22 protein-coding genes, 1 tRNA gene and 1 pseudogene are annotated in these 26026 nt (G+C 67.2%); 8 read left to right on the top strand and 16 right to left on the bottom strand.

Features of this window, described 5'->3' with window-relative positions:
- Positions 1-55: 55 nt before the first annotated feature.
- The 6 genes from ACT535_RS17435 to msrB all read right to left on the bottom strand — a co-directional run bounded on the left by ACT535_RS17435 (position 56) and on the right by msrB (position 8718).
- Positions 56-964: a SurA N-terminal domain-containing protein gene (locus tag ACT535_RS17435; RefSeq protein WP_168459343.1), complete on the bottom strand. Its 909-nt coding sequence runs from the start codon at positions 962-964 to the stop codon at positions 56-58.
- Positions 965-1061: 97 nt separating this feature from the next.
- Complete coding sequence (locus ACT535_RS17430; protein WP_476365386.1) at positions 1062-3500, bottom strand: LPS-assembly protein LptD; 2439 nt, start codon at positions 3498-3500, stop codon at positions 1062-1064.
- Positions 3501-3610: 110 nt separating this feature from the next.
- A complete protein-coding gene (lptG, locus tag ACT535_RS17425; protein WP_168459344.1) occupies positions 3611-4708 on the bottom strand; it encodes an LPS export ABC transporter permease LptG in 1098 nt (365 codons plus the stop codon).
- Positions 4709-4710: 2 nt separating this feature from the next.
- A complete protein-coding gene (locus ACT535_RS17420) occupies positions 4711-6051 on the bottom strand; it encodes an LptF/LptG family permease (RefSeq protein WP_476365385.1) in 1341 nt (446 codons plus the stop codon).
- Positions 6052-6188: 137 nt separating this feature from the next.
- Positions 6189-8297, bottom strand: a complete 2109-nt coding sequence (locus ACT535_RS17415; protein WP_476365384.1) for a S9 family peptidase — start codon at positions 8295-8297, stop codon at positions 6189-6191.
- On the bottom strand, positions 8275-8718 hold the full coding sequence (gene msrB, locus ACT535_RS17410) for a peptide-methionine (R)-S-oxide reductase MsrB (RefSeq protein WP_168459347.1): 444 nt from the start codon (positions 8716-8718) through the stop codon (positions 8275-8277). The genes ACT535_RS17415 and msrB overlap by 23 nt, the downstream gene beginning before the upstream one ends.
- Before the next feature lie 495 nt (positions 8719-9213).
- Here msrB and ACT535_RS17405 point away from each other — a divergent pair, with 495 nt between their 5' ends.
- Positions 9214-9630 carry a Ros/MucR family transcriptional regulator gene (locus tag ACT535_RS17405; RefSeq protein ID WP_168459348.1) on the top strand — a complete coding sequence of 139 codons (417 nt, stop codon included), beginning with the start codon at positions 9214-9216 and terminating at the stop codon, positions 9628-9630.
- A gap of 88 nt (positions 9631-9718) precedes the next feature.
- Here ACT535_RS17405 and ACT535_RS17400 read toward each other — a convergent pair whose 3' ends face one another.
- Positions 9719-11332 (bottom strand): phosphoenolpyruvate carboxykinase, encoded by a 1614-nt coding sequence (locus tag ACT535_RS17400; RefSeq protein WP_476365383.1) that lies wholly within the window; start codon positions 11330-11332, stop codon positions 9719-9721.
- Between the two features lie 183 nt (positions 11333-11515).
- Positions 11516-12232, bottom strand: coding sequence for a HugZ family pyridoxamine 5'-phosphate oxidase (locus ACT535_RS17395; protein WP_476365382.1), 717 nt, complete (start codon positions 12230-12232; stop codon positions 11516-11518).
- 297 nt (positions 12233-12529) lie between these two features.
- Here ACT535_RS17395 and ACT535_RS17390 point away from each other — a divergent pair, with 297 nt between their 5' ends.
- The 7 genes from ACT535_RS17390 (at position 12530) to ACT535_RS17360 (ending at position 18267) form a co-directional block, all read left to right on the top strand.
- Positions 12530-13228, top strand: coding sequence for a response regulator transcription factor (locus ACT535_RS17390; protein WP_029557293.1), 699 nt, complete (start codon positions 12530-12532; stop codon positions 13226-13228).
- A 31-nt stretch (positions 13229-13259) separates the two neighbouring features.
- The gene (locus tag ACT535_RS17385; protein WP_476324663.1) at positions 13260-15023 is read left to right on the top strand and encodes a stimulus-sensing domain-containing protein; all 1764 of its coding nucleotides are present in this window, start codon (positions 13260-13262) and stop codon (positions 15021-15023) included.
- A 2-nt stretch (positions 15024-15025) separates the two neighbouring features.
- A complete protein-coding gene (locus ACT535_RS17380) occupies positions 15026-15481 on the top strand; it encodes an HPr kinase/phosphorylase (protein ID WP_476365381.1) in 456 nt (151 codons plus the stop codon).
- A gap of 109 nt (positions 15482-15590) precedes the next feature.
- Complete coding sequence (locus ACT535_RS17375; protein ID WP_024277703.1) at positions 15591-15992, top strand: PTS sugar transporter subunit IIA; 402 nt, start codon at positions 15591-15593, stop codon at positions 15990-15992.
- Positions 15961-16344 carry an HPr family phosphocarrier protein gene (locus ACT535_RS17370; RefSeq protein ID WP_296583967.1) on the top strand — a complete coding sequence of 128 codons (384 nt, stop codon included), beginning with the start codon at positions 15961-15963 and terminating at the stop codon, positions 16342-16344. The genes ACT535_RS17375 and ACT535_RS17370 overlap by 32 nt, the downstream gene beginning before the upstream one ends.
- A gap of 182 nt (positions 16345-16526) precedes the next feature.
- Positions 16527-18011, top strand: a complete 1485-nt coding sequence (locus tag ACT535_RS17365; protein WP_476365380.1) for an ATP-binding protein — start codon at positions 16527-16529, stop codon at positions 18009-18011.
- Between the two features lie 179 nt (positions 18012-18190).
- Positions 18191-18267, top strand: a tRNA-Arg gene (locus ACT535_RS17360).
- 177 nt (positions 18268-18444) lie between these two features.
- Here ACT535_RS17360 and ACT535_RS17355 read toward each other — a convergent pair.
- From ACT535_RS17355 to ACT535_RS17320, 8 genes and pseudogenes are all read right to left on the bottom strand, one after another.
- Positions 18445-18740: pseudogene (locus tag ACT535_RS17355) on the bottom strand (helix-turn-helix domain-containing protein); the annotation flags it as partial.
- A gap of 145 nt (positions 18741-18885) precedes the next feature.
- Positions 18886-19827: an oxidoreductase gene (locus tag ACT535_RS17350; protein WP_476365379.1), complete on the bottom strand. Its 942-nt coding sequence runs from the start codon at positions 19825-19827 to the stop codon at positions 18886-18888.
- 280 nt (positions 19828-20107) lie between these two features.
- On the bottom strand, positions 20108-20506 hold the full coding sequence (locus ACT535_RS17345) for a VOC family protein (protein ID WP_476365378.1): 399 nt from the start codon (positions 20504-20506) through the stop codon (positions 20108-20110).
- Positions 20507-20809: 303 nt separating this feature from the next.
- Entirely contained in the window at positions 20810-22384 is a 1575-nt protein-coding gene (locus tag ACT535_RS17340; RefSeq protein WP_476365377.1) for a FadD3 family acyl-CoA ligase, read from the bottom strand.
- Positions 22381-23553, bottom strand: coding sequence for an acyl-CoA dehydrogenase family protein (locus tag ACT535_RS17335; protein ID WP_476365376.1), 1173 nt, complete (start codon positions 23551-23553; stop codon positions 22381-22383). Before ACT535_RS17335 ends, ACT535_RS17340 begins: the two co-directional genes overlap by 4 nt.
- 9 nt (positions 23554-23562) lie before the next feature.
- The gene (locus tag ACT535_RS17330; protein ID WP_476365375.1) at positions 23563-24765 is read right to left on the bottom strand and encodes a thiolase family protein; all 1203 of its coding nucleotides are present in this window, start codon (positions 24763-24765) and stop codon (positions 23563-23565) included.
- An 8-nt stretch (positions 24766-24773) separates the two neighbouring features.
- On the bottom strand, positions 24774-25232 hold the full coding sequence (locus tag ACT535_RS17325) for a MaoC family dehydratase (RefSeq protein WP_168459360.1): 459 nt from the start codon (positions 25230-25232) through the stop codon (positions 24774-24776).
- 2 nt (positions 25233-25234) lie between these two features.
- Positions 25235-26026, bottom strand: a complete 792-nt coding sequence (locus ACT535_RS17320; protein ID WP_476365374.1) for an SDR family oxidoreductase — start codon at positions 26024-26026, stop codon at positions 25235-25237.

Genomic DNA, 26026 nt, shown 5'->3' with positions numbered 1-26026 from the left:
GGCGCGGGCCGACCATAGCACGTCGCCGGCGGACGGCACGTCCCGCCGGTGCGGGTCAGCGTCGGTATTCGATCAAGGCCTGCTTGCGCAGCTCGGCGAGGAACTTCTTGGATTCCGCCGTGAACTGGCTGCTGGTCAGCTCATCCTTGATCTCGCGCTTCTGCGAACTCTCGCCGCGCACCTCGCGCTTGCCGCACATGGCGAAGGTCTCGACCCCGGCCTGCGCAACCTCGGGCGGGGTGAGCCGGCCCACCTCGGTCTTGTCGAGAATCTGCTTGAGCTGTGCGGGCACTTCGGAGGACAGGCGCGTCACCTTGGGGCGGACCACGACCTCCTTCATGGACTTCACCATCTGGGCGCCGCTGTCGCAATCGGTGAAGCGGGCGCGCAGGGCGTTGGCTTCGGCGAGGCGGGCGCTATGGGTGCTGGCATTACGCGGCACCACGAAGACGATGGGCATCAGGGTGTATTCGGTGGCGACCAACTGTGTTTCGCCACGCTTCTGCAAGGCGGCGATCACGTCGGCGTCGCGGATGTTCACGGTGCCGGAGCGGGCGCGCACATATTGGCCCCAGACATAATCGGCGAGCAGCTTCTGCTTGAACGTGCGGTCGTCCATGCCCTGCTGCTTGAAACCGGACGACAGCTGCTCGGGTGTGCGGCCGGACCGCTCGGCCACCGACGCGAACAGGCGGTCGACATCCTTCTGGTCCACGTCGAGCTTCAGGCGGAAGGCCTGCTGGATCTTGAGGCGCTCGTCGATCAGCTCCTCCAGCGCCTCCTTGGCGCCGATGGGCTTGCGCTCGATGAGGCTGTGCAGGAGCTGGCGCTGGGAGACGTCGTAGCTGGTGATCGGATCGCCGTTGACGACGACCACGACCTGCTGCGCACGAGCCGGCGTGCCCGCGGCGAGCACGGGAAGGAGGAGGGCGACGGCGAGGAGAAGAAGGCGTACGAGCGGCATGGTCCTGTCCGGGGGCTGCCTGCGACTTGTGTCTTCATCCTGTGGCGGCAATGCGGCTTCGCGAGCATGGCCATGACGCCCGCCGCCGCAGCCGGCATCAATTCGAGGATTCGGAGCCGAAGCTGGTGGAGAAGCCGCCTTCGCCGAGGGTCCGCAGGCCGATGCGGAACATCACCTTGGTCACCGGCGGCGCGTTGGGGCCGTTGAGGGTGTAGTCGGAGATGTAGTTCAGGGCGAGGGTGAAGCAGTCGTCGATATAGCTGAGGCCGAGCAGGGTGTAGTCCACCTCGCCGGCGGCGAAGTCGTAGCGGATGGCGCCACGGATGGCCCAGTTGTCGGTCAGCTTGTAGGAGGCGTTGGTGTAGATGCCCTCGCGGGGATCGTAATAGCCGAGCAGCGGCTGGGCCTCGTAGCGGCCGTAGGTGACGGCGATGTTGAACCTGTCGATTTCGGCCCGCGCCTGCAGCTCGAACCGCTGCATGGAGAAATTCTGCTCGTCGAAGCGGAAGCGGGTCACGAACTCGAGATATTTGGTGGGCGAGTACCCGAACTTGGCGATGTAGTCCGACGCCGCGGTCTCCAGGCCCGATTCGAGGCCGGTATTGGCCATGTCGCCGTAGGCGTAGGAATTCTTGCCGAACAGGTTGTAGGACTGACCGACCACGGCGGTGAACAGGCCGGCGCCGTTGATGGCGGCCGTATAGGTCACGCCGAGGTTCAGGCGGCTGCCGCCCTCGACCCGGTCGTAGCCGGAATACTTGTTCACCTCGAACAGGTTGGTGTCGTCGAACACCAGGCTCTGGGCGTCCTCGTTCGGGAACTTGCCGATGTTGCTCTCGTTCGGGCGGATGATGACCTGCGCCCGGGGTTCGATGGTCTGGGTGCCCCAGCTCTCCGCCGAGATGAAGGGATATTTGTAGTCGACGCCGACCGCCGGCATGGCGCGGATGAGGTCGTCGCTGCCGGACTGGAGCGGGTTCTGGCCGGGGAAGGTGGGGCCGAACTGATAGCTCGCGGGCAGGTAGGAGGTGTTGACCGAGGCCACGTCCACGCGCGCCGTGACGAACGGCGTCCACTGCTGGCCGAGGGGATCGGTGATGGTCTTCTTCCAGTAGACGTCGCCGGACAGGCGCGTGTAGTCGCCCGGCGCGCCGCGCAGCAGGCATTCCTTGGCGTTCGGCGACCACAGGGTGCAGGCGCCGGTCGGCACGCCGACGCTGCCGACGGCGGACGTCAGCTCGGAGGTGCCGATGAAGTCGGCCTGGTCGCGGGTCAGGCTGGTGAGGTTCACCTTGAACCCGGCCTCGCCGCCCCACAGGGCCTTGTCCAGCACCTTGCTGTAGTTGAGCGTGCCGACGATGGGCTGGCGCTGCTGGTCGTCGGTCACGGCGAGGCCGAGGAAGTACAGGCCGCGCAGGTCGAAATAGGAGCGGTCGCCCTGGCCGGTCAGGTAGACGGTGGAGGTCTTGGTGGTGGTCGTGTCCGGGATCAGGTTGTAGTCGCGCAGGAACGTGCGGTCCGACGCCACGGTGGCATCCCAGCCGAAGGTCCAGAACTTGTTCAGGGCGAAGGCGCCGGAGCTTTCGACCGCGCCGCGATCCTCACGGTATCCGGGAAGGATCTCCGTGATGCCATTGGAGGTGGTGATGAAGTCCTGCGGGTTCTGCTGCACGATGCCGGCGGCGCGGATGGTGTAGCTGCCGTTGATGAGGCGCTGGCGCCACTCGCCCTGCATCAGCACGCCCTGCTGGGTCAGGAGGGCGGGCGTGAGGGTCAGGTCGCGATCAGGCGCGATGTTCCAGAAGAACGGAACCGCGACGCCGTAGCCGATCTGGCTCGAGGAGAAGAACTCCGGCATCAGAAAGCCGGTCTTGCGCTTCACCGTCGGGTCCGGCGACGACATGTACGGGAAATAGGCCACCGGCAGGCCGAAAAACTCGACCCAGGCGTCCTCGTAATAGACCATCTTCTCGTCGTCGTTGTGGATGATCTTCTTGGCTTTGATCTGCCACAGCGGCGGCTTGGAGGGGTCGTCCTTGCACGGCTCGCAGGCCGTGTAGATGCCGTTCTGGAACACGGTGATGTTGCCGTCGGTCCGGTCGGCCCGGATGGCGGCGAAGTGGGTGTTGTCCGGCGTGTCGAGGCGCAGGGAATCGATGAAGCCCTGCTTGAAGTCCTGCGTCAGCTGCAGGGTGTCGGCGGTGACGATCTTGCCGTCCTTGTCCTTGAGGCGGGCGTTGCCTTCCGCGCGCAGGGTGTTGGCCTTGCGGTCCAGAACCACGCGGTGCGCCTCGAGGGTGGAGCCGTCGTAATAGATCTGGACGTTGCCGACCGCCGCGACCGTGTCCTTCTGGTAGTCGTATTCGAGCTGGTCGGCCGTCACCAGCATCTTCTGGTTCGGGTCGAGCTGGCGCGCGCTGAGGAGATTGCTGCCTGGCGACTGGTTCTGCCCCGCCTGCGCCGCGACCGGCTGGGCGGTCTGCGCACGGGCGCTGCCCATCGGCGCGAGGAGGGCGACGAGGCCGGCAAAGATCAAGCTGAAGGCGGCAGCCGAAGGGGCGCGTCGAGACGCGCGACCGCCCATTCCCCGCGCAGCTGCGCGAAGGCCCTTGGCAGTCATCCCTACGGCGGGGGGATGCCCGACCGTCATCCGTCCTCCCGGTGCAACAGAATGAGCGCCCCCAGCAAAATCCCGGTCACCGCAGGAAACCACGCAGCAGCAACGGGATGAACGATTCCAGCCTCACCAAGATCCTCGGCGAGCTTGGTCCCAACATAAAGCAGAAAGCCCGCAAGCACGCCACCGAGAATCGTCTGCCCCACCCCGCCGAAGCGGAACACACGCAGGCCCACGACCGCGGCAATGAGGACCATTGCCACCAGCAGAAACGGCTTCGCCAGAAGGCTCTGGAGCTGCAGGCGGTATTTTTCCGCGCCGAAGCCGGATTGTTCTGCACTGCGAATAGCCGACGGGAGTTGCCAGAACGACACGGTTTCCGGGGCGATCAGCGAATCCTGGATCTGCCTCGGGTCCAGCTTGGTGGCGATCAGGTAGGTATCATAGGAAGCGAGGTCGAGGCCCGGAACGAGCACCTTGGCGCCGGTAAGAATCCATGCACCATCTCCCAAAGTTGCAGATTTGGCCTCCACACGCTCCATGAAGTTCCCGGCCGGATCGAACTCGAAGATCACCACCCCGGACAGTACCCGGCCACCTTGTCGGGAGGACTGCGCCTGGATGATCGACTGGCCGTCCACGCTCTGCTGGCGAATCCAGAAATCCTTCTTCCCCTGCGTGAGGCCAGGGGTGCCGCCGCCGCTGGCGAAGATGTCGCCCTCGATCTGGTTCGCCCGCTCCTTGAAGTCGGCGGAGATCGGGTTGAACACGCAGGTGGCGAAGACGCCCACCAGGAAGGCCACCAGCACCGGCGGGGTGATGAACTGCCAGACCGAGAGCCCCACCGCCCGCGCCACCACCAGTTCCAGCCGGCGGGACAGGATGACGAAGGTCACCATGCCGCCGAACAGGACCGCAAACGGCAGCAGTTGCTCCGTGAAGGCGGGGGCGCGGTAGAGGGTGAGCAGGGCCAGGAGGCTCACTGTCACCTGGTCGCGGTCGGCGGTGCGCCGCGCCATCTCCAAGAAGTCCACGAGCACGATCAGCGTGACGCAGGACAGGAAGATGACCGCCACGGCATGGCCGAAACGGCGCGCGAAATAGAAGCCGAGGATGCGTCCGATCATCGTCAGGCGGCCGCCCGCCGCGAGAATCGGGCCCGGATCGCCTCGCCGAGCGCGGTCAGCGCTGCCGGCGGGGAGAGGCGGATCCAGCCTTGCAGCACCATGGCGCAGATGATGACGGTAACGATGGGCAGCGCATAGATCAGCGGCACCGCAGCCGCATTGGCCTTCAGCTGGCCGGCGATGGCGAAATTGCCAATCTGCACCAGCCCCATGGCCGGGATGATGGCCGTGAGCGCCGCGCCCCGGCTCTGGCGGGTGGTGCGTGGCTGGGCGAGCGCGGCGGCGGCGATGGCGAAGAAGGCCATGGGATAAAGCCCGGCCGACAGGCGCTTGTGCAGTTCCTCCCGGTAGCGCCCGGGGAAGAACCGCACGTACATGTCCTCGGCCGGCGGGTTCATCACATAGAGCAACGGGCGCTCCATGGGCTTGATGTCCACGCCCTTGGTGTCGGGCGCCAGCGAGGACAGGTCGAAGGCGTAGCGCTGGAATTCCACGACGGAGGAATTGGCCGCCTGGCTGTCGGAGCGTCCCTGCTTCTGGTCCCCGGCGGCGGCCGGAGCGACCGCTGCTGCGGCGGGCGTGGTCGAATCGGCACCCTTGGCGGCCGGCTTGCCGCCATTCTGCGCCGCGAGCTTGGCGCGGGCGGCGGCGCGGGCCTCTTCGGGGGGCGGCTGGGGCGTCGCCTCGGTCTTCCAGAGGTCGCCGCCGCGCCGGTGGATGGAGCCATTCTCCAGCACCAGGAAGATGCCGGCCTTGCTCTCGACGATCTGGCCGCGATCCGCGAGGTAGGTGGAAACCTCCTTCTCGCGGGCGTCATTGATGAAGATGCCGCGCATCACCCCATTGGCGGAGCGTTCGCGCACATGGAAGACCAGGCCCTGCGTCAGGTTCACGAAGCGACCGGGCTGGGCGACGAACGACACCACGTCCGCGCGCACCTTCGTCACCTGCTCGCGGAAGCTGGTGAGGCTGGCCGGCACCACATGGACCGCGAGCGAGGAGCAAAACAGGGAAACCAGAATCGCCAGCAGGATAAGCGGGCGCAACAGACGCCACGGCCCCATGCCGGCGGCCGCCATCACCACGATCTCGCTGTCGCCGTTGAGCTTCAGCAGCGTGTAGGCGGTGGCGATGAACAGCGCTGCTGGCGCAATCACCAGCACCAGCGTCGGCATGGTGAGACTGGTGATGGCGATGAAGGCCAGTATGGTCTGGCCCTGGCTTGTCACCAGGTCGAGCTGGCGCAGGGCCTGCGTCGCCCAGATCATCCCGGCGAGCACGACCACGACCCCCAGGAAGGCGACAGCCGCCGTGGAGAAAATGTAGCGATCCAGACGGCCCATCACAGCATGCCTTTAAATGCGCGGAGCCGCCCCCTCACTCGCATGTCGATCGACAGCGCGCTCTGGATAGCCGGAAGCCGTCCGCCGCGCAAATGTCCATGGGGAAAGGCCGGCTTCCCCCTGTGAATGGCCACGCCTCAGCCGGCGCGACCGACCGTTCTCAAGGCGAAGAGATAAACGAGGGCAACCTCGTCCAGCCGGTCGAACCGGCCGGCAGCCCCGCCATGGCCCGCATCCATGTTGGTGCGCAGCAGCAGGGGCCGGTCCCCGGTGTCCGCCGCACGCAGCCGCGCCATCCATTTCGCCGGCTCCCAATAGGTCACGCGCGGGTCGGTGAGCCCGGCCAGGGCGAAGATGGAAGGGTAGGGCTGCGCCTTCACATTATCTACCGGCGAGTAGCCCCGAATTCGGTGGAAGGCGGCTTCGTCGGCGATGGGGTTGCCCCACTCCGGCCATTCGGGAGGGGTGAGGGGGAGGGTGTCGTCCAGCATGGTCGTGAGCACGTCCACGAACGGCACTTCGGCGACGATGCCGGCGAACAGGTCTGGCCGAAGGTTCGCGACCGCGCCCATCAGCATCCCGCCCGCCGAGCCGCCCTGGGCGACGATGCGTTCCGGCCGGGTGAAGCCTTCCGCCACCAGATGCTCGGCTGCGGCGATGAAATCCGTGAAGGTGTTCGTCTTCTTCGCCAGCTTGCCGTCGGCATACCAGCGCCAGCCCTTGTCCGTGCCGCCGCGGATATGGGCGATGGCATAGACGAAGCCGCGATCCACCAGCGACAGCCGGTTGGTGGCGAAGCCGGCCGGAATGGTGATTCCGTAGGCGCCATAGCCATAGAGCAGCAGCGGGGAGGAGCCGTCGAGCGGCGTGTCCTTGTGATAGAGCAGGGAGACCGGAACGGTCTCCCCGTCGGGCGCCGGAGCCATCAGGCGGCGCGTCACATAATGCGCCGGGTCATGGCCGGAGGGGACCTCCTGCCGCTTCAGCATCTCGCGCCGGCGGCTCGCCATGTCGTAGTCCCACACCTCGGACGGGGTGGTCATGGACGCATAGGTGAAGCGCAACTGGGTGGTGTCGAAGGCATATCCCGCCGACATACCCAGCGCATACGCCTCCTCGTCGAAGGCGATGGCATGTTCCGCGCCGTCGGTGAGCGCCCGGATGACGATGCGCGGCAGGCCGCCCTCGCGTTCCAGGCGCGCCATGTGGCCGCTGAACACCGTATGGCTCAGGATCATGCAGCCGGGGCGATGGGGAACGAGATCGCGCCAGTGCTCCCGCCCCGGCGTGGCGACGGGGGCCACGGTGATCTTGAAATCCTCGGCATGGTCCGCGTTGGTCAGGAAGATCAGGCTGTCGACGCCGTCGAGGTCGGGATGGTGCTCCACCTCGTAGCGCACGCCCTCGGTGCGCGGCGCGATGCAGCGCGGGGCGGCGGCCGGGTCTTGAAGGTCCAGAAGGTGGACCTCGGAGGTCTCGTGGTCGCCGCAGGCGATCAGGCCGTAGCGGCGGGACTGCGTTTCTCCCAACGAGACGAAGAAGCCCTTGTCCGGCTCCTCATAGATCAGCGTGTCGGTCTCCGGCGCGGTGCCGAGGACATGGCGGAAAACGAGGGAAGGGCGGTGCTCGGCATCCCGGCGGATGTAATAGAGCACGCTGCCGTCGGCGCTCCACAGGAGATCGCCGGTGGTTTCCTCGATGGCGTCGGGAAGGTCCGTGCCGGTCGCAAGGTCGCGGATACGGATGGAATAAAGCTCGGCGCCGGATGTGTCGGCGGAGAAGGCGAGGCGGCGGTGGTCGGAGCTGTGCCGCCAGTGGCCGAAGTGAAAGTAGGCCTTGCCTTCGGCTTCCCTGTCGCCGTCGAGCAGGATGACCTCCTCCCCGTCCGGCACCGCCTTGCGGCAGGCGAGGGGATGCTGTCCCCCTTCCCGGTGGCGCGAATAATAGGCGAAGGGGCCGTCCGGCGCGGGCACGGAGGAATCATCCTCCTTGATCCGCCCGCGCATCTCGGCGACCAGCCCCGCCTTCAGGTCGCCGAGCGGCGCGAACCAGGCGTCCGCATAGGCGTTCTCCGCCTCCAGATAGGCCCGGATATCGCCGTCGAGCACGGAGGGGTCGCGCATGACGGCGCGCCAGTTGTCGGCGCGCAGCCACGCGTAGTCGTCGGTGAGGGAAAGTCCGTGGACGGTGCGGGTCGACGGGCGGCGAGGGGCGCGCGGCGGCTCAGGCGCCACGGTCTGCCTCACCGTCCGGCTTCAGGGAGAGGGCGGTACCGTTCATGCAGAAGCGCAGGCCGGTGGGTGCTGGGCCATCCGGAAAGACGTGGCCGAGATGGCTGTCGCAAGATGCGCAGCGCACCTCGATGCGGCGCATGCCGTGGGAGACGTCTTCATGGGTCACCACCGCGTCGGGCGAGACCGGCTGGAAGAAGCTCGGCCAGCCCGTTCCGGAATTGTACTTGGTCTCGGAGCGGAACAGCGGCGTGCCGCAGGCGACGCAGGAATACAGGCCGGCGCGCTTCTCATCCCAGTAGGGGCCGGTGAAGGCGCGCTCGGTGCCGGCCTGACGGGTGATTCGGAACTGCTCGGGCGTGAGGCAGGAGCGCCATTCGCTTTCGCTCTTCACGATCTTGGTGTGGTCCGCGTCGGAAGGGGCAGAGGTGGACATGGAAGAACCCCGGTCTGATTTGTCGCAGAGGTAGGCATTCCATATGGCGACGGCAAGGCTCTCCCGATCACATGCCCGCGGGCTGCTCGGGGGCGCCGCGGCGGCTCGCACCCAGTGCAGATTTGCGATTTTGCGACAACTGAAGAAGATGAGCCGTATTGCCGAAATATCGGTTGCAAAGTCGAAAGTGCGAAACTAACACGGACACATAGCCGTCTTCGCAGCATCCGTGCGCGGGCGACTGTTCAGGGTACGTACACTGTCCGAGGTTCGTACACTGTGTGTCTGCGGACGAGTGCCGCGGGGTGCGACGAAAGCGTCCCGGCGATGTCTTGCGTCTTGGTGGCGCCTTTGCAGCACTGGGCTCCACCTTAGTCGCATGCGCCGAGTTCTCCCGCTCCGCCCGCCGATTGCATGTCCTGATTGTTCGGAAGCGCGAAACCTGACCGGCCGCGCATTCGTCATCACAAGCCATCTCAACGCGAAGCAGGTCCCATGAGCGACACCACCGAACAGACGGCATACATCGAGCTCGCGACGGACATCATCTCCGCCTATGTCGGCAACAACACGGTTGCCGCGACCGAGCTGCCGGCCCTCATCAACGATGTCTTCCTCGCCCTCACGCGCCTCGGCACCGGCGAGGCCCCTGCTGGGGCGGAGCCGTTGAAGCCGGCGGTGGCGGTCAAGCGTTCCGTGCATCCGGACTTCATCATCTGCCTGGAGGACGGGCTGAAGTTCAAATCCCTGAAGCGCCACCTGCGCACGCGCTACGACATGACGCCCGAGCAGTATCGCGAGAAGTGGAGCCTGCCCGCCGACTATCCCATGGTGGCGCCCAACTATGCCGCCGCCCGCTCCGAGCTGGCCAAGCAGATGGGCCTCGGCCAGCAGCGGCGCCGCGGCCGCTGAAATCCGCGATCCCCATTTTCGCGAATCCTATGCAGAAAGGCCCGGCGCGGTGCGCCGGGCCTTTCTCGTTTCAAGCCTCTGGGGTCGATCACTCGGCGGCGAGGCGCACCTGCGGCTGGGCATCGCGCACGGCGGCGTCGACGTGCGTCTCGAAGCGGGCGAAGTTCTCGCGGAACATGTTCACCAGCCGGCGGGCGGTGGCGTCGAAGTCCGCCTTGTCCGCCCAGGTCTTGGACGGATAGAGGATGTGCGGCTCGATGCCCGGCACGGAGGTGGGCACCTCGAAGCCGAAATAGGGATCGGTGCGGAACGAGGCGTCCTTGAGCGACCCGTCCAGCACCGCCGTGAGCAGCGTGCGGGTGACCTTGATGGGCATGCGCCGGCCGGTGCCGAACTTGCCGCCGGTCCAGCCGGTGTTCACCAGCCAGCAGTCGACGCCATGCTCAGCGATGAGGTCGCGCAGCAAGTTTCCGTAGACCGAGGGGTGGCGCGGCATGAAGGGCGCGCCGAAGCAGGTGGAGAAGGTGGCCTCCGGGTCCTTCACGCCCTTCTCGGTGCCCGCGACCTTCGCGGTGTAGCCGGAGAGGAAGTGATACATGGCCTGCGCCGGGCTGAGCCGCGCGATGGGCGGCAGCACGCCGAAGGCGTCGCAGGTTAGCATCACCACATTCTTCGGCTGGCCCGCGCGGCCGGTGGGGCTGGCATTGGGGATGAAGGCGAGGGGATAGCAGGAGCGGGTGTTCTCGGTGAGGCTGCCGTCGTCGAAGTCCGGCACCCCCGTTACCTTGTCGAGCACCACATTCTCCAGCACCGTGCCGAAGCGGTTGGAGGCGGCGAAGATCTCGGGCTCGGCCTCGGCCGAGAGGCGGATGGTCTTGGCGTAGCAGCCGCCCTCGAAGTTGAACACGCCGTCCTTGCTCCAGCCGTGCTCGTCATCGCCGATGAGGGTGCGGTTGGGATCGGCCGACAGCGTGGTCTTGCCGGTGCCCGACAGGCCGAAGAACAGGCAGACGTCGCCCGCCTCGCCTACGTTCGCCGAGCAGTGCATCGGCATGATGCCCTTCTTCGGCAGGATGTAGTTGAGGGCGGTGAACACCGACTTCTTCATCTCGCCCGCATAGGACGAATTGCCGATCAGCACGATGCCGCGGGTGAAGTCCACCGCGATCACCGTCTCCGAGCGCACCCCGTGGCGTGCCGGGTCGGCCTTGAACGACGGCAGGTCGATGATGGTCATCTCCGGCACGAAGCCGTCGAGCTCGGCCCGCTCGGGGCGGCGCAGCATGGTGCGGATGAACAGGGAGTGCCAGGCGAACTCGGTGTAAACGCGCACCTTGATGCGCGAGGCCGGATCGGCGCCGCCATAAAGGTCCTGCGCGAACAGGGTCTTGTCCTCGGCCTCCTTCAGGAAGTCCTTATAGAGGGTCTCGAACTGCTCCGGCGTGATGGCGCCGTTATTGTCCCACCAGACCTCGCCCTCGGTGGCGGCATCGCGCACCACGAACTTGTCCTTGGGGCTGCGGCCGGTGTGGGCGCCGGTGACGGCCATCAGCGCGCCGCCGGAGGACAGGTGCCCCTCCTTGTGCGCCAGCGCGTGCTCGTAGAGCGCGGGCTCCAGAAGATTCCAATGGACCGCCGTCAGATTCTTGAGGCCGAAAGTGTCCGCGCCGCAGGCGCTGTTCCGGTGACCGGTTTCGAGCACGGATAATCCTCCACAGTTCCCGCCGGCGTGACGCCGGCATTCCATCCGCCGCCGCTCTCGTAGAGTTATGCGGAAGGCGTCGGCCTGGGGGCATCTTTGCGCGCCCCTTCAAACCGCGTCGCGCACGCTAGAGGGAGTTGGCTGACAAGGAAACTCCGACAAACGGACGCTAAACGTTTAAATTCAGGCGGCAGTTCCACGCCGCGCATCGGCGACGAGCTTCACCAGTTCTTGCCGCACTGCAGCAAGGTCTTCGACCCGTCTTGTAAAGTCGAGGCGGCGGACGAGATCGCCGCAGATCAACTCGCACCCCTCTGGATCGAGCGAAAGCATCCGCCAGTCACCCTCCGGCGCGCCGAGGAGCACGGTGGCGTATAGCTTCACCGCGTCGGCATGGTCCGCATTCATGTGCTCTATGACGCCCGCGGTCCCCTCGGAGAGCGCGTCCGCCCCCTGCCAGGAGGTCAGCAGCTTCTCTCCCGGCACGTCCACGATGCGGCCGAAGCCCTCGACCAGGTGCGCCTCGGTGATGTCGATGGCGTAAAAGGCAAAATCGGTGAAATCCGCGTATCCCGCCGCGGCCGCATGCCGGGCGAGGTAGCGCGCGCGGACCTCCGGGGCAGGGGCGGGGATGATGCGGCCGATGAGGCTGGCGCGGGGCGCATTCAACGGGTCCTCGGCGCCAGCGGCGGAGACGAGGAGGGAGACGCGGGCATCACCGGCAATATTGCGGGTATGGCGGGCGAGGCGGGAGATGAGCAGCGTCGGGCGGCCCTCGGGATCGGTGGCGATCGCCACCAGCGAGGCGTAGGGCGCGCCGTCACCCTCCAGCGTTGCAAGAGCGCCGAAACGGGCCTCGCGCACGAGGTGGCGGACGGCGGTCGCGGACGGCTTGGTCATGGTGCTCCTCCCACGGGGCGGTGCCACGATGCTCCGGCGCGGCGGGACGGCGCAAGGGGCCCGGCGCAAGGGGGCGCCGCACGGGAAGCCGCCGGGTCCGGCAGAACTTGATTAAGGGTATTCGGCACCCGTCATTTGGTGTCGGTGGAGAATCCCGCTATTTTGCATCGATCGAGTCTTGTGTGTCACATTTCGGCCACGCGAACGCGGTTCACCGCAAGGCGCGGCCGCAACAGATGGCCGGCTTGAAGGCCCGCGTTCGGCGGACCGCTTTCCGGACGGCTCAAAAGAGGTGTCATGCCCACGATCGCCCTCGTCGACGACGACCGCAACATCCTGACCTCGGTCTCCATCGCTCTGGAGGCGGAGGGCTACCGCATCGACACCTATACGGACGGCGCATCGGCCCTCGACGGGTTCAAGACCAACCCGCCGGACCTCGCCATCCTCGACATCAAGATGCCCCGCATGGACGGCATGGAGCTGCTCCGCCGCCTGCGCCAGAAGACCGACATGCCGGTGATCTTCCTCACCTCCAAGGACGAGGAGATCGACGAACTGTTCGGCCTCAAGATGGGCGCCGACGACTTCATCAAGAAGCCGTTCTCCCAGCGCCTGCTGGTGGAGCGGGTGAAGGCGGTGCTGCGCCGCGCCGGCGCCAAGGACGGTGCCGCCCCGCGCGAGGTGGACAGCGCCAAGGTTCTCGAGCGCGGCAACCTGCGCATGGACCCCGAGCGCCACACCTGCACCTGGAAGGCCGAGCCGGTGACGCTCACCGTCACCGAATTCCTGATCCTCCAGGCGCTCGCCCAGCGTCCGGGCGTGGTCAAGAGCCGCAACGCGCTGATGGACGCGGCTTATGACGATCAGGTCTATGTGGACGACCGCACCATCGACAGTCACATCAAGCGGCTGCGCAAGAAGTTCAAGTCGGTGGACGATTCGTTCGAGATGATCGAGACCCTGTACGGCGTCGGCTACCGGTTCAAGGAGTGATCCGGGCCGCGCGCGGCAGGTTCGGCACCAGATGACGGTCGAAACCAACGAAGCGCCGCTGGAGCGCCCGAGCGAACCGGCGGGCGGCATTCTCGCCACCGTTCGGCGCGTGCGCCGCTTCGTGGCGTTCAAGGGCTTCTCGTCGCTCACGCGGCGCATCGTGCTCCTGAACCTCGCCGGCCTGTGCGCGCTGGTCTCCGGCATCCTCTATCTCTCGGAATTCCGCTCCGGCCTCATCGACGCGCGCATCCAGAGCCTTCTGGTTCAGGGCGAGATCATCGCCGCCGCGATCGCCTCTTCCGCGCAGGTGGAGACCAATGCCATCACGCTTGACCCCGATCGCCTGCTGGAATTGCAGGCGGGCGAGAGCTATGGCCCCGAGGACGGCTTCGCCCCGCTGGAATTCCCCATCAATCCGGAGCGGGTCGCCCCCGTGCTGCGCCGCCTCGTCGGCCCGACCCGGACCCGCGCCCGCATCTATGACCGGGAAGGCCAGCTGCTGCTGGATTCCCGCTCGCTGTATTCGCGCGGCGAGATCCTGCGCTTCGACCTGCCCTCGCCCAACGAGCCCAAGCCCGGCTTCTTCGAGCGTGCCTGGCTCGGCATCCAGCTCTGGCTCGGCCGGGGCGACCTGCCGCTCTACCGCGAGATGGGTCCGCAGGCGGGCAAGAATTATCCGGAAGTTGCCTCCGCCGCGCTCGGCACCAAGGCCAGCGAAGTGCGGGTGGATGAGCGCGGGCAGGTGGTGGTCTCGGTCGCCGTGCCCATCCAGCGCTTCCGCGCCATTCTCGGCGTGCTGCTGCTCTCCACCCAGAGCGGCGAGATCGATGCGGCGGTGAAGGCCGAACGCTTCGTCATCGTCCGCGTGTTCCTGGTGGCGGCGGCGGTGATGGTGCTGCTTTCCGTGCTGCTCGCCGGCACCATTGCCGATCCGGTGCGCAAGCTCGCCGCGGCGGCCGAGCGGGTGCGCCGGCGCATCAAGACCCGCGTGGAGATCCCCGATTTCACCGCCCGCGCCGACGAGATCGGCCATCTCTCCGGCGCCCTGCGCGACATGACGAGCGCGCTCTACAATCGCATCGAGGCCATCGAGAGCTTTGCGGCGGACGTGGCGCACGAGTTGAAGAACCCGCTCACCTCCCTGCGCAGCGCGGTGGAAACGCTGCCGCTGGCCAAGACCGATTCCTCCCGCTCGCGGCTGCTGGAGGTGATCCAGCATGACGTGAAGCGGCTCGACCGCCTGATCTCCGACATCTCCGACGCCAGCCGCCTCGACGCCGAGCTGCAGCGGCAGGAAGCCGTGACGGTGGACCTGAAGCAGCTGCTGGAGATGGTGGTGGGCCTTGCCCAGGACGTGCGCAAGGACGATGGCGTCAGCGTCTCCCTCGCCTTCGAGCGCGCGGCCGGGGCGCCGCAGGACTTCAACATCGCCGGCCACGCCTCCCGCCTCGGCCAGGTGGTGGACAATCTCGTCTCCAACGCCCGCTCCTTCTCGCCGCAGGGCGGGTCGGTGCGCGTCACCTGCCGCCGCCTCAAGGACGGGGCCGAGATCGTGGTGGACGACGACGGGCCGGGCATCCGCCCCGACGCCCTTTCGCGCATCTTCGAGCGCTTCTACACGGATCGCCCGCACCAGGGCTTCGGCCAGAATTCCGGCCTCGGACTCTCCATCTCGCGGCAGATCGTGGAAGCCCACGGCGGGCGCATCTGGGCCGAGAACCGCACCGCCACCGACCCGGACGGCACCCCCCACGTGACCGGCGCCCGCTTCCTCGTGCGCCTGCCGGCCGGCTGACCGTGACCGGGGCTGCCCCGCCCACCGTTCACGCAAGCTGCGTCGCCGTGGGGGACGTGGGGCTCCTCATTCGCGGCCCGTCGGGCGCCGGCAAGTCCATGCTGGCCCTGAGTCTCATCCTCGACGGCCCGCGTGCCCTGCCGCCGGCGGAGCTGGTTGCGGACGACCGGGTGGTCCTCACCGCCGAGAATGGTATCTTGATCGCACGCCCGCCTCCGCTGCTTGCAGGGTTGATCGAGTTGCGCGGTATTGGTGTGCGGAAAATGGCCCATCGCGCTCACGTCGCAGTGCGGCATGTGGTCGATCTCTCGGCAGCGGAAACGGCGCGCATGCCAGATGCGGCCGAGCTTCGGGAGCAAATTCAAGGCATTGAAATCTTGAGAACTCCAATCTCTGCCTTAGCCTTGGCTCCTGTCATAATCGCTTGCATTCTCAAAACGCGGGCTTACGAAAACTAAATGTGCTTTTGTGCGTTGCACCCCTTGCGTAATTTTTAAGCCCCTCTGAATATGGCCATCCCGCAGCGCGGGAGGCCTTCATCCTGGGGAAGATGAGGGCGGAGGAAGCATGATCGGTCTCGTCCTCGTCACACATGGTCGTCTGGCAGACGAATTCTGCTCCGCTCTGGAGCACGTCATGGGCCCGCAGGCCCAGATCGCCGCTGTCACCATCGGTCCCGAAGACGACATGGAGCGGCGGCGCCAGGACATCATCGAGGCGGTGGATCGGGTGCGCACCGGCGATGGGGTGGTGATCCTCACCGACATGTTCGGCGGAACCCCTTCGAACCTCGCGATTTCGGTGATGAACACGCCGGACGTCGAGGTGGTCGCGGGCATCAACCTGCCCATGCTGGTCAAGCTCGCCAAGGTGCGTGGGGAGATGCCGCTGGCCCAGGCCGTGGACGTCGCCCAGGAAGCCGGTAGGAAATACATCAATGTCGCAAGCCGCGTCCTCTCCGGTAACTGAGCTTTTCGCCGACGCCGGGTGCGAGGCGGGCGGCTGTTCCGACGATCCGGCCATCGCCTGCGGCCGGCCAATCGCGCCCGAGGCGCTGGTGCGCGTCCTTCCCATCATCAACAAGCGCGGCCTCCACGCCCGTGCGTCCGCAAAGTTCGTACAGACCGTGGAGCGCTTCGATGCCATGGTCACCGTTTGCCGCAGCGGCGAGGCGGTGGGCGGCAATTCCATCATGGGCCTGATGATGCTCGCCGCCGGGCCCGGCACCTGCGTCACCGTCACCGCCACCGGACGGGAGGCGTCAGATGTGCTCGACGCCCTCGGCACCCTCGTGGGCGATCGTTTCGGCGAGGAAGAATAGGGCCCACGCCGCACGCCCGTGCGCTGACGGGCAGGCAAGCGAAAGCGCTGCCGTTTCGGCCGTTTACCTCAAATTGAGGTTGCTCTGGCCCGTTCCCCGATGGTTGCCTATGTCTTAACGCTGATCCCTTCGTGCAATGGGCCCGAGGGATCCGGGACGGGCCTTCCCCCCGTATCAGATGCATGTTCGAGCCGAGGAGCCATAAGCCCGAGGAGGCACCGGCGCCCAAGCGCCGCCGGTGGAGCCTTGGCTTGTCGGCAAAGCTGCTCGCTTTGACGGTGGCGGTGGTGGCCACGGCGGAGATCGCCGTGCTGGTGCCGACCATCGCCAACTACCGCATCGCCTGGCTCTCCGATCGCCTCGCCGCCGCCCGTACAGCCGCCCTCGTGCTCGACGCCGCGCCGCAGGACGGCGTGACGGTGGACATGACCCGCGAGCTTCTGGACAGCGTGGGCGCCAAGGTGATCGTGGTGAAGCGGGAAGGCACCCGGCGCCTGCTCGCCGCCTCAGACATGCCGCCCGAGGCCAACGTGCATATCGACATGCGCGAGACCACCCTGTGGGGCGCGGTGCACGACGCCTTCGACACGCTCATCGCCGACAACGGGCGCATCCTCCGCATCGTCGGCGAACCGCCGCGGGGGGCGGACTTCATCGAGATCGTGCTCAGCGAGACCCCGCTGCGGGTCGCGCTGCTGCGTTTTGCGGCCACTGTGCTGCTGATCTCGCTGGCGGTGGCGGTGGTGGCGGGTGTGCTGGTCTACGTCAGCCTCAACTGGCTGTTCGTGCGCCCCATGCGCCGTCTCACCGAGCGCATCTCCGCATTCCGGGAGGATCCGGAGGATGCCTCCCGCATCATCGTGCCCTCCGGCCGCTCCGACGAGATCGGCACCGCCGAGGAGGCGCTCGAGGAGATGCAGCGCGAGCTGTCCCACACCCTGCACCAGAAGAGCCACCTCGCGGCGCTGGGCCTCGCCGTGTCCAAGATCAACCACGATCTGCGCAATCTTCTGTCGTCGGCCCAGTTGCTGTCGGATCGCCTCGCCTCGGTGCCGGACCCGACCGTGCAGCGCTTCGCGCCGAAGCTGCTCGCGGCGCTCGACCGCGCCATCCATTATTGCGAGCAGACCCTGTCCTACGGCCGCGCCAAGGAGCCGCTGCCGGAGCGCCGCGACGTGGAACTCGCCCACCTGTTCGAGGAAGTGCGCGAGACCCTCGGCCTCTCGGCGGGCGGCAGCGCGGGGGTGGGCTGGGTGGTGGACGTGGAGCGGGGCCTCACCGCCGATGCCGATCCCGACCAGTTGTTCCGGGTCATCCTCAACATCACCCGCAATGCCCTCCAGGCGCTGGAGGCGCGCGCGCCGCTCGATCCCGAGCGCGACCAGATCCGCGTGCGCGCCCGCCGCAAGGGGCCGGTGGTGGAGATCGAGCTCAGCGACACCGGGCCGGGCATTCCGCCAGCGCGGCGGGAGCATCTGTTCGAGGCCTTCGTCTCCTCAGCCCGCCGCGGCGGCACAGGGCTCGGCCTGCCAATCGCCGACGAACTGGTGCGGGCCCACGGCGGGCATATCCGCCTGCTCGATACCAAGATCGGCACCGCCTTCCGCATCACCATTCCCGACCAGCCGGAAAGCCGGCATCACCGGCGCGAACGCATCCGGGCATGATCGAGCCCAAGTTTTCCACAAGGCGCGCAGTTTCCGGCCCTCCTCGCGCATGATGCCGGACAGGGGCCTTGCACCCTCCGATAAAAAGGGGTAGCAGACGGGCCTCGCGGATTTCCAAGCCGCGAACGTCCCGGAAAGCTCCCTGCTTTCTCGACCGGCCCAGCCGGTCCCGGGCATAGGCGCCGGTAGCTCAGCTGGATAGAGCACCAGACTACGAATCTGGGGGTCGGGAGTTCGAATCTTCCCCGGCGCGCCATTAAATCAACGATTTGGCCTACGTTCACCGTTTCAGTTTCCGGATCTGAAACGGTTTTTGAAACGGTTTTGGCTGAAGTTCGCGATTGGGCCGCAAGCGCCGTGAACCGCCCCGAGCTTTCTAGACGCCTCCGGGGTCGCTTTGTGCTGCCGTTCGAACTCGATGGGCGACAGCATCGCCGGGGCGGCGTCTGTAGCCGATCTGCGCCCGGATGCCGGCAAGCCGCTTCAGCCGCGCAACCCGGTTGGGGCAGCAGCTCTCTCCCATGTCCGCTAACTAGCTCCGCCAGATCGTCGTGGAGCTTGCGATGCCATAGACCTTGCTGCTCTCGCGCCATGCGGCGCGGATCACAGCTCGGTCTGTCGTTGGTCTTCCTGCGCGCGCTTGCTCAGCGGGTCCTTCAGCCAGCCCCGTTCGGTGATCTGAACAACCGCGTCGCGCTTGAAGTCCTCGGTGAAGTTCGCTTTGCCCATCGGGGCCTCCCCTCAAAATTAGGGAGGAAGGCGTCCAGGAATCTAGGCGCGGTTCAGATCTTACGCTGGCTCATAGCGTCCGGAAGACGTCGGGCCGTGCACGTCGAAGTCAGGTCGCTGACGGCCACGGTCCTTGTCCGCCCGATCAGTCAAAAAAACGCGTGCTCGTAAGCTGCTCCGTCGCCGCCCATAGCCTGCTGGCGACCTGCGGGTCTCGGGCGGCGGGCTTGACCTTGGCCGGTGCCGGAGACCCTTTCATTTCCCCCGGTCCGTCAGGGCCGTAGAAGCCACCGCCGGTGACGGCCTCGGATGTAGCAGCATAAAGCGTCGGTAACGCGCCCTGTGGCGCGGGTTGTCCGAGAAAGGGCATGACCAGCGATAGGGCGAGACTCACAAGGTGATCGCCCAGCTGGAAAGCGCCGAGCGATTTGCGGTTTGCGCCGATGCTGGTCTGCGCCACGCCGGGGTGGGCGGCGACGCTCTTCACCTTGTCGCCACGCTGGTCGATGCGCGCCTGCAGCTCACGCGCGAACAGAAGATTGGCCAGCTTGGTCTGATTATAGGCCCGTTGGGAATTGTAGTTTTTCTCCATCTGCAAGTCGTTCCAGTCGAACTTGCCGCTGCCGTGAACGAGGCTGGAGACGGTGACGATCCGGCCTGCCGGCGCGGCCGCGACCAAGGGATAGAGCTGGGCGGTGAGCGCGAAATGGCCGAGGTGGCCGATGGCGAAGGTGAGCTCGAAGCCATCAACGCTGGTGAGGCGGGAGCTGATCGGCTGGATGCCGGCATTGTTGATCTGAAGGTCGAGCGGCGCGCCCTCGGCGACCATTTTTGAGCCAAAGGCCTTCACCTGGGCCAGATCGGCGAGGTCGAGGGCGCGGAACTCCACCTGAGCGTCGGGGCGCAGCGCCTTGATGCGCTCGACGGCGGCGCAGCCCGCCTGCGCATTGCGATCGACCACAATGACGTGGGCGCCGTGCAGCGCGAGGGCGCGTGCGGTTTCGAAGCCGATGCCGCTGGCCGCCCCGGTAACCAGGGCCCGCCGGCCCGAGAGGTTGGGAATGTCACTCTCGTCCCACTTGCCCATCGTGCCTCTCCCTTCCGGCGCAAACGCGTATATGCGGTGCCGGCCGCCCAACCTGGACGGGTCGTGCGGGTTTAATTGCAGGCCCCCGCAACACGCCAAACCCGGCAGCAGCCAGGCTGCCGCCGGAAGGCACGCGCCGCGGGGCGCGGCGAGGGGCAGCTCTGCCCTGAAGATGGGAATCGGTGATCCGACCTGTGGGCGATGGTGGATTGGACCGCCCTCAAAGCTCAGAAAGACCGCGGTATCCGATCAGCTGACAATGCAGGCTGACCGAAACGCGCTAGCCGAGCATTTGCACCACTTCGAGGAGATGGCCTTCGTGGTCCTTCACGAAGCCGACGCGCACGCCGTGGTGCGGCATGTCGCGGGCCGGGTCCACCAGGGCTCCGCCGGCGGCCACGGCACGCTCAAGGAATGCGTCCACATTGTCGGTGACGAAGCCAAGAACCACCTCGCTCGCGCCGGGCTGGGCCTGGCCGTGGAACTTGAACAGGGCGAAAGTGGCCGCGCCCTCGTAATTGGGCTTGAACAGGATCTCGGAGATCTTCTGCCCGGCGACTTCTTCATCGATGCGGGCGAGCTCGGTGAGGCCGGCGACCGATTTGTAAAAGGTGGCGGCCGCCTCGAGGTCGGTGACGACCAGCTTGGTGAAGCCGAAATGAGCGGGGGCGTTGGACAAGTCTTCCTCCTTGGGTCCCGTCGCCGCGCCGCAGGATGCGGAGCGCGACATTCTTGAGCGGGGCATCTGGCGGCGGGGCTGTCGTCGCCTTGGGAACACCGGGCGCATCCATGGAATGCGGGGGCGCCGGGTTCTTCTCTTGGTCCGCCGGAACAGGTTTCCTCCGGGATATTTCATAAGTAAGAACTTACTTGATGACAAGAGAGCGCGTCCCGCAGTGGCGGAATTGCTGCGTGGATTATTGCGCGAAAGTCCGGCTCGGAAGTCCGGCTCGAAAGAGCTGCGCGAAAGTCCTGCTGCGCCTCAGACGGAAGGGGCCGTGCCCGGGCTTCTGAGGGCGTGGCGCACCACCTTGCCCGCCGCGTTCCTGGGGAGGGCCTCGCGGAATTCCACCGACCGTGGAACCTTGTAATTGGCCATGTTCTGGCGCGACCAGGCGATGATCTCCTCGGCGCTCACCGCCTGGCCGGGGCGGGGCACGATGAACGCCTTGCCCACCTCGCCCAGCCGGTCGTCGGGCACTCCCACCACCGCCGCCATCGCCACCTTGGGATGGTCGCTGAGCAGCTTCTCGATCTCCGCCGGATAGCAGTTGAATCCGCCGGTGATGTACATGTCCTTCTTGCGGTCGGTGATGCGGATGTATCCGTCCGCATCCATGGAGCCCACGTCTCCAGTATGCAGCCAGCCGCGCGCATCGATGGCTTCGGCGGTCGCCTGAGGGTCGTCCAGATAGCCGTGCATGACGCCGAAGCCTCGCACCAGCAGTTCGCCGGTCTCGCCGGGCGCGAGCCGTTTGCCCTGTTCGTCCACGCAACAGATCTCGAGGCCCGGGACCGCGACGCCGCAGGTGGTGGCGATCTGCTCAATGCTATCGCCGGCGCGGCACATGGAGATGACGCCGCATTCGGTCATGCCGTAGCCGGTGATCACGGTGCTGAACCCGAGTTCCTGCTGCATCCTCTGCACCAGAATGGGTGGAACCGTGGCTGCGCCCGTCACCGCCACCCGCAGCGTTCCGGCGGCGGCGCAGGCCTCCTGCTGCTCCGCCAGCAGCATTTGGAAGATGGTGGGCGGCCCCGGCAGAATGCTGACGCCCTGCATGCGGATGACGTGCGCCACCTCGGCCGTATCGAAGGTGCGCAGGGGGAGCGCCGTGGCGCCCCGGATCAGGCAGGCCAGCCAGCCGGCCTTGTAGCCGAAGGTGTGAAAGAAGGGATTGATGATGAGCAGGCGGTCGCCCGGCTGCACCCCCACGCGGTCGCCCCACACGTCGAAGAGGCGCACCGTCTGGCCGTGGGTGCTCACCACCCCCTTGGGGGATCCTGTGGTGCCGGAGGTGAAGAGGATGTCGCTGGGATCATCGGGGCGCAGCTGCGCCAGTGCCTCATCCACGCGGGGATCGGCGGCGCCGGCCCCTGCGGCGAGGAAGGCAGCGAAGCCGTCGGGGCCGTCATCGTCGAAAGCGATGATGCGGGCGAGCTCCGGCAGGTCTTCATCTGCGATCAGGGCCGGATAATCGGTGCCGAGGAAATCCCGCACCGTGAACAGCAGCAGCGCCCGCGACCTGCGCAGGATGTCGCCCGCCTCGCGGCCCTTCAGGCGAGTGTTGAGGGGAGTCAGCACCGCCCCGGCGGCCTGCGCCCCCAGCGCGGCGATGATCCATTCCACCTGGTTCGGCGCCCAGATCGCGATCACGTCGCCCTTGCGTACCCCGGCGGCGATGAAGGCCGAGGCGGCGGCGCGCATGCGCGCATGGATCTCTGCGAAGGACGCGGTGCGCCCCTCGGCGATGACGGCCGCCTGCTCGGGCCAGCGCCGGGCCGCGGCGGCGGCCACCGCCGGCAGGTGGGGCGGAAGGGGCTCGGCGTCGTTCATCGCCCGCGCGCCTCCCGCGGCAGGCCGAGGCCGCGCTCGGAGATGATGTTGCGCTGGATCTGGTTGGTGCCGGCATAGATGGTGTCGGCGCGGGACATGAGGAACATGTTGGTGAGCGGTGCGAAGCGCCCGGCGTCTTCGCCGATTTCGCCCGCCGCGCCCTGCAGCTCCATGGCCAACTCGCCCAGGTCGCGGTGCCAGCTCGACCAATAGAGCTTGTAGGTGTAGGCCTCCGGGCTGAGCTGGCCGGTCTCGGCATTGGCCAGCATGCGCAAGGCGTTGGCGCGCATGATCTTGAGGCCGATATGGGCCTGCGCCAGGCGCTGGCGGACCAGCGGGTCGCCGGCCTGCCCGGTGTCGCGGGCGATGGCCACCAGCGCGTCGAGCTCGTTGCGGAAGTGCATCTGCTGGGCGAGGGTGGAAACCCCGCGCTCGAAGCCCAGCAGGCCCATGGCCACCTTCCAGCCCTCGCCCTCCGCCCCCACAAGGTCATCGACTGCGGCGCGGGCGCCGTCGAAAAACACTTCGCTGAATTCGGCGTCGCCGGTCATCTGCCGGATCGGGCGCACGGTCACGCCCGGCTGGTCCATGGGCACCAGCAGGAAGGACAGGCCCTTCGAGCCGGTCGAGCCGGGATCGGTGCGGCATAGCACGAAGCACCAGTCGGCGATGCTGCCCATGGATGTCCAGATCTTCTGGCCGTCGATGATGTAATGCTCACCGTCCCGGCGTGCGCTGGTGCGTACATTGGCGAGGTCGGAGCCGGCATTGGGCTCCGAATAGCCCTGGCACCAGATCGCCCGGCCGGCGGCAATATCCGGCAAAAAGCGGTGCTTCTGATCGTCGGTGCCGAAGGCGAGCAGGGTAGGGCCGGCCAGCTCCACACCGATATGGCCGATGCGGGCGGGCGCGCGGGCGCGGGCATATTCCTCGGCGAACACCACCTGCTCGGCGATGGAGGCATCGCGTCCGCCGAAGGCCGTTGGCCAGCCGATGGCGCTCCAGCCGGCGGCACCGAGGGCCTGTTCCCACGCCCGGCGGCGCGCGATCAGGTCCACATGGTTGTTGAGGCCGCGCAGGTCGGCGAACGGGCCGGAAAGCTGGGCGTCCAGCCATGCCGCCGCATCGACGCGGAAGCTCTTCAGCTCGGGGGCGAAGGCGAGGTCCATGGCGCGCCGTCAGAAGATTTCGATGAGGCCGGCGGCGCCCATGCCGCCACCGATGCACATGGTGACGACGCCGTACTTCACGCCCTGCCGCTTGCCCTCGAACAGGAGGTGCCCGGCCATGCGCGCCCCGCTCATGCCGAAGGGATGGCCCACCGCGATGGCGCCGCCGTCTACATTGAGCTTTTCCGGATCGATGCCGAGCTTTTCGGCGCAATACAGTGCCTGGGAGGCGAAGGCCTCGTTCAGTTCCCAAAGGCCGATGTCGTCCACCGTCAGCCCGTGGCGCTGGAGCAGCTTCGGCACGGCGAACACGGGGCCGATGCCCATCTCCTCCGGCGCGCACCCGGCCACGGCGATGCCGCGGCAGGCGCCGAGCGGCGCGCGTCCGAGCCGCTCGGCCTCGCGCGCCTCCATCAGCACCAGAGCTGCGGCGCCGTCGGAAAGCTGGGAGGCGTTGCCGGCGGTCACGAACCGGCCCTGCTTCACCAGGGCGCCATCCTTGTAGACGGGCTCAAGCTTGGCGAGCCCCTCCGCCGTGGTGTCGCCGCGCGCTCCCTCGTCCTTGGTGAGGGTCACCTCCTCGAAGGTGGTTTCCTGGGTTTCCTTGTTCACCAGCGCCTTGCGGGTGGGGAGCGGCGCCAGCTCCTGGGTGAACCGGCCGGCCGCCTGCGCGGCGGCGGTGAGCTGGTGGCTGCGGGCGGAGAAGGCGTCCTGCGCCTCGCGGGAGATGCCATAGCGCTCGGCCACGATCTCGGCGGTCTCGATCATGGGGATCCACATGTGCGGCATATGATCGAGCACGCACTGCGAGCGGGCGCGATAGGTGCTCTTGTGCTTGGTCTGGGTGAGGGAGATGCTCTCCACGCCCCCCGCCACCACCGCTTCCATGCCGTCGAGCACGATCTGCTTGGCCGCCGTGGCGATGGCCATGAGGCCCGAACCGCACTGCCGGTCCAGGCTCATGCCAGCCACGGACTGGGGCAGGCCGGAAGAGGCGACCGTCAGGCGGGCGATATTGTAGCTCTGGTTGCCCTGCTGGGAGGCGCAGCCGAGGATGAGGTCTTCCACCCGGTCGGGCTCGATGCCGGCGCGGCGCACCGCCTCGGCCACCACATGGCCGGAGAGGGCAGCGGCATCGGTGTCGTTGTAGGCGCCGCGATAGGCCTTGCCGATGGGCGTGCGGGCGACGGAGACGATGACGGCTTCACGCATGAAGGGCCTCACGGGAAATAGCGGGAAATGGTGTCGGCGACGCAGGCGGGCTTGTCCGACCCCTCGATCTCGACGGTGACGCGCACCACCGACTGGATGGCGCCGCCCTTCACCTCCTCCACGGAAAAGATCTCGCCCCGCCCGCGCAAACGGGCGCCCACCGGCACCGGGCTGACGAACCGCACCCGGTCGAGCCCCACGTTGACGCCGGCGGAAAAGGTCCGCACCTCCAGCATCTGCGGCAGGAACAGGTTGACGAGGGACAGCGTGAGATAGCCATGGGCGATGGTGGTGCCGAACGGGCCGTCCTTGGCCCGCACCGGGTCCACATGGATCCATTGATGGTCGCCGGTCACCTCGGCGAATCCGTCGATGCGGCCCTGGTCAATGGCGAGCCACTCGCTGACTCCGAGGTCGGTGCCCTCGCGGCCGAGGAGATCACGCGGGGTTTCGAACACCACCGTCATGGTCAGGCCCTCTGGCTCGACACGGAGAGGGTCTCGCCAGTCATGTAGGAGGAAAGGTCGGAGGCGAGGAACAGCATCACATTGGCCACCTCCCACACTTCCGCCGGGCGGCCGAACGCCTCCTGGGCGGCGAGCTTCTCCAGCGCTTCCGGCGTGGTCACCTTGGCGAGGAAGGGATGCATGGCGATGGAGGGGGCCACCGCATTGATGCGCACATTGTGCCGGGCGGCCTCAATGGCGGCGCAGCGGGTGAAGGCCATCACGCCGGCCTTGGCGGCGGCGTAGTGAGCCTGGCCCGCCTGGGCGCGCCAGCCCAGCACCGAGGCGTTGTTGACCATGATGCCGGCGTTGCGGGCATACATGTCCGGCAGGAAGGCGCGGGTCATGCGGAACACCGAAGTCAGCGTCACGTCCAGCACCCGCGACCACTGCTCGTCGGTCATGTCCACGACCGCGGCCTCGCCGCCGAGGCCGGCGTTGTTGATGAGCACATCGACGGCGCCGAATGTGGCGTGCGCCGCATCGCGCAGCCCCTGCACGTCGGCTTCCCGCGTCACGTCGCACACGAAGGTCGCGGGGCGATGGCCGGTTTCGGCCTCGAGCCGCGCGGCGGCTTCGCCGAGGCGGCGCTCGTGGAAGTCGCTGATGAGCAGGCGCGCGCCCTCCTCCGCCGCGCGCTTCGCCACGGCAAAGCCGATGCCGGTTCCCGCGGCGGCGGTGATCACCACCGATTTGTCACGCAGCAGGCCGCACGCGGTTGGGTAGGGGGGAAGGGGCGGGGCAATGGCGGTCAC

The organism is Xanthobacter sp. DMC12, from assembly GCF_056314105.1.
Note: the sequence above shows the minus strand (reverse complement) of the source record. Positions and strands in the feature narration are given on the sequence as shown.

Bases quoted from the DNA above. Each gene is read 5' to 3' on its own strand.
- ACT535_RS17375 (WP_024277703.1), top strand. From the start codon at position 15,591: ATGATCGGTCTCGTCCTCGTCACACATGGTCGTCTGGCAGACGAATTC.
- ACT535_RS17370 (WP_296583967.1), top strand. From the start codon at position 15,961: ATGTCGCAAGCCGCGTCCTCTCCGGTAACTGAGCTTTTCGCCGACGCC.
- ACT535_RS17390 (WP_029557293.1), top strand. From the start codon at position 12,530: ATGCCCACGATCGCCCTCGTCGACGACGACCGCAACATCCTGACCTCG.
- ACT535_RS17405 (WP_168459348.1), top strand. From the start codon at position 9,214: ATGAGCGACACCACCGAACAGACGGCATACATCGAGCTCGCGACGGAC.
- ACT535_RS17340 (WP_476365377.1), bottom strand. From the start codon at position 22,384: ATGAACGACGCCGAGCCCCTTCCGCCCCACCTGCCGGCGGTGGCCGCC.
- ACT535_RS17335 (WP_476365376.1), bottom strand. From the start codon at position 23,553: ATGGACCTCGCCTTCGCCCCCGAGCTGAAGAGCTTCCGCGTCGATGCG.
- ACT535_RS17435 (WP_168459343.1), bottom strand. From the start codon at position 964: ATGCCGCTCGTACGCCTTCTTCTCCTCGCCGTCGCCCTCCTCCTTCCC.
- lptG (WP_168459344.1), bottom strand. From the start codon at position 4,708: ATGATCGGACGCATCCTCGGCTTCTATTTCGCGCGCCGTTTCGGCCAT.
- ACT535_RS17330 (WP_476365375.1), bottom strand. From the start codon at position 24,765: ATGCGTGAAGCCGTCATCGTCTCCGTCGCCCGCACGCCCATCGGCAAG.
- ACT535_RS17325 (WP_168459360.1), bottom strand. From the start codon at position 25,232: ATGACGGTGGTGTTCGAAACCCCGCGTGATCTCCTCGGCCGCGAGGGC.
- ACT535_RS17385 (WP_476324663.1), top strand. From the start codon at position 13,260: ATGACGGTCGAAACCAACGAAGCGCCGCTGGAGCGCCCGAGCGAACCG.
- msrB (WP_168459347.1), bottom strand. From the start codon at position 8,718: ATGTCCACCTCTGCCCCTTCCGACGCGGACCACACCAAGATCGTGAAG.
- ACT535_RS17350 (WP_476365379.1), bottom strand. From the start codon at position 19,827: ATGGGCAAGTGGGACGAGAGTGACATTCCCAACCTCTCGGGCCGGCGG.
- ACT535_RS17365 (WP_476365380.1), top strand. From the start codon at position 16,527: ATGTTCGAGCCGAGGAGCCATAAGCCCGAGGAGGCACCGGCGCCCAAG.
- ACT535_RS17395 (WP_476365382.1), bottom strand. From the start codon at position 12,232: ATGACCAAGCCGTCCGCGACCGCCGTCCGCCACCTCGTGCGCGAGGCC.
- ACT535_RS17420 (WP_476365385.1), bottom strand. From the start codon at position 6,051: ATGGGCCGTCTGGATCGCTACATTTTCTCCACGGCGGCTGTCGCCTTC.